Origin of the sequence: Methylibium sp. T29 (genome assembly GCF_000576205.1) — a bacterium.
GTDB lineage: Bacteria > Pseudomonadota > Gammaproteobacteria > Burkholderiales > Burkholderiaceae_C > Methylibium > Methylibium petroleiphilum.
This window is the reverse complement of the sequence record NZ_AZND01000407.1, coordinates 1-2,138: the sequence shown is the minus strand read 5'-3', so window position 1 is coordinate 2,138 and position 2,138 is coordinate 1. Positions and strand designations below refer to the sequence as shown.

Genomic DNA, 2,138 nt, shown 5'->3' with positions numbered 1-2,138 from the left:
TCACGCGCCTCGTCCGGCGAGGCGCAGGCCTCGACCGTGCAGCGACCCCAGCCCGCGACGGCCAGCGCCGCCGGCCCCGGCACCCAGGGCAGCGAACCGACCAGCAACACGCGGCGGCAGTCATCGGCCATCACCGGCTCCGGGCACGAAAAAGGCCACCAGGGTGGCCTCGGAATGTGGAGCGGGTGAAGGGAATCGAACCCTCGTATGAAGCTTGGGAAGCTGCCGTTCTACCATTGAACTACACCCGCAATGCGTGCCGATTCTAGCGCGGCAGGCCCCTACGCCGAGGCCTCGGATCAGCGCGCACGGCGGCGCGCAGGCACGCGCACGACCGGCAGCGGCGCCGGGCCACTCAGGGTCGCGAGCCAGTCGACGAAGGCGCGCGTGCGGGCCGGCAGGTTGCGCTGGCTCGCATACACGGCGTTGATCGGCGTGGGCGGCGGCCGGATGCCAGCGAGCACTTCGACGGCTTCGCCACGGCCGATGGCATCGGCCGCCATGTAGTCCGGCACCTGCGCCACGCCCAGCCCGGCCCGCACGGCCACGACCATCGCCTCGCCTTCGTCCAGCATCATGTGCACGCGCGGCCGCAACTGGACCGCCCGGCCGTCGCAGCGGAACATCCAGGGCCGCTCGCGGCCGGTGGTCGGCCAGCGAAAGCTCAGGCAGCGGTGCCGCGCCAGGTCGCCCAGCGTCGCGAGCGCCGCGCTCTCCTTCAGGTAGGACGGCGAGGCGATCGTTACGACCTGCTGCGTCCACAGCGGTCGCGCGACGAGGCTCGAATCGAGAAGCGTGCCGATGCGCACCGCCACGTCGACGCGCTCGTCGACGAGCGCCACCTGGCGATCCGACAGGTCCAGCTCGAGCGTCACGTCGGGCCGTGCCGCGAGGAACTGCGGCAGCCGCGGCACGACGAACAGCTTGCCCAGCGTCGACGGGACGCTCACCCGCAGACGCCCGCTCGGCGCGGCGCCGCGGTCGGACATCAGGCTGCGCGCCGCGTCGAAGTCGTCGAGCAACCGACGGCAGTGCTCGAAGAACACCGCGCCATCGTCGGTGAGCGACACCTGGCGCGTGGTCCGGTGCAGCAGCCGCAGGCCGAGCTGCGTCTCGAGCCGCGCGACGCTCTTGCTGACGCCCGACGGCGTCACGTCGAGCAGGCGCGCGGCCTGCGCGAAGCTGCGCGACTCGGCGGTGCGGACGAAGGCCAGGATGCCGGTGAGTTGGTCCATGGACGGAACGCCGTTCGGACGCTCGATTGATGACAGCTTGTCCGCAGTCTAGTGCCGGCCCCCGGACTTATCAACGCGCCGGCGGCTGCCCACACTGCAGGCATCGCCCCCCTGCTCCGAGGAGATTGCCATGTACGCCGTCGTTTCCCATCCCGCCTTGCTTCCCGAACTGCTGCCCGGCATACGGCACCGCACGCTCGCGGGCCCCGATGACGGCCTGTCGAGCCTGGAAGTCTGGTCGCAGTCGATCGCAGGACACGGCGCCACGCCGCCGCACCGGCACGATTGCGAGGAGGTGGTCCTGGTTCTGGCGGGCCGGGGTCTGCTGGCGATGAACGGCACCGACCTGCCCTTCCAGGCCGGCGACACGCTCATCATCCCGCGGGGTGTGGTGCACCAGATCCTCAACGACGGCGAGCACGAGCTGCGGCTGTTCGCCGCGCTCGGCATGGCACCGGTGCGGGCGGAGTTCCCGGACGGTACGCCGATCGCGCTGCCGTGGCAGCAGCCCACCGCCACCGCAGCGGCGTGCGTTCAGCCGCCGGTCCGGGCCGCCGCGGCGCGCGCCAGCGTCTCCGACGCCCGCTCGCCGAACTGACGCCGGTAGTCGCCGGCGAAGGCGCTCAGGTTCCAGAAACCCCAGTGGCTGCCGCGCGCTGCACCGTCAGGCCGGGCGCGGCCTCGCGCAGCAGGCGACGCACGCCGTTCAATCGCACGCTGCGCAGGTAGGCGAGCGGGTTGACGCCCACTTCGTCCTCGAAAGCGTATTGCAGCGTGCGGCGGCTCACGTGCAGTGCCGCACACAGCTCGGGCACGCTGGGTGCGCGATCGGGGGCGGCTTCGATGCGCTCGCGCACCTGGGCCACCAGCCGGCGCCGCGCGCTGGCATTGCCGCGCTCGCGC

Annotated in this window: 3 protein-coding genes and 1 tRNA gene; 1 reads left to right on the top strand and 3 read right to left on the bottom strand. The window is 72.1% G+C overall.

What is annotated here, in order from left to right; all coding sequences use genetic code 11:
* Nucleotides 1-177: 177 nt before the first annotated feature.
* Together x551_RS21485 and x551_RS21480 are read right to left on the bottom strand one after the other, a co-directional pair.
* Nucleotides 178-251, bottom strand: a tRNA-Gly gene (locus x551_RS21485).
* Nucleotides 252-299: 48 nt separating this feature from the next.
* Nucleotides 300-1,235: a LysR family transcriptional regulator gene (locus x551_RS21480; protein WP_036251193.1), complete on the bottom strand. Its 936-nt coding sequence runs from the start codon at nucleotides 1,233-1,235 to the stop codon at nucleotides 300-302.
* 130 nt (nucleotides 1,236-1,365) lie between these two features.
* Between x551_RS21480 and x551_RS21475 the strand changes: the two genes are divergently transcribed.
* Nucleotides 1,366-1,833, top strand: a complete 468-nt coding sequence (locus x551_RS21475; protein ID WP_036251190.1) for a cupin domain-containing protein — start codon at nucleotides 1,366-1,368, stop codon at nucleotides 1,831-1,833.
* Between the two features lie 25 nt (nucleotides 1,834-1,858).
* Here the strand turns inward: x551_RS21475 and x551_RS21470 are convergent.
* Nucleotides 1,859-2,138 (bottom strand): helix-turn-helix domain-containing protein (locus x551_RS21470; RefSeq protein ID WP_036251187.1); only part of this gene is annotated, 280 nt, incomplete at its 5' end.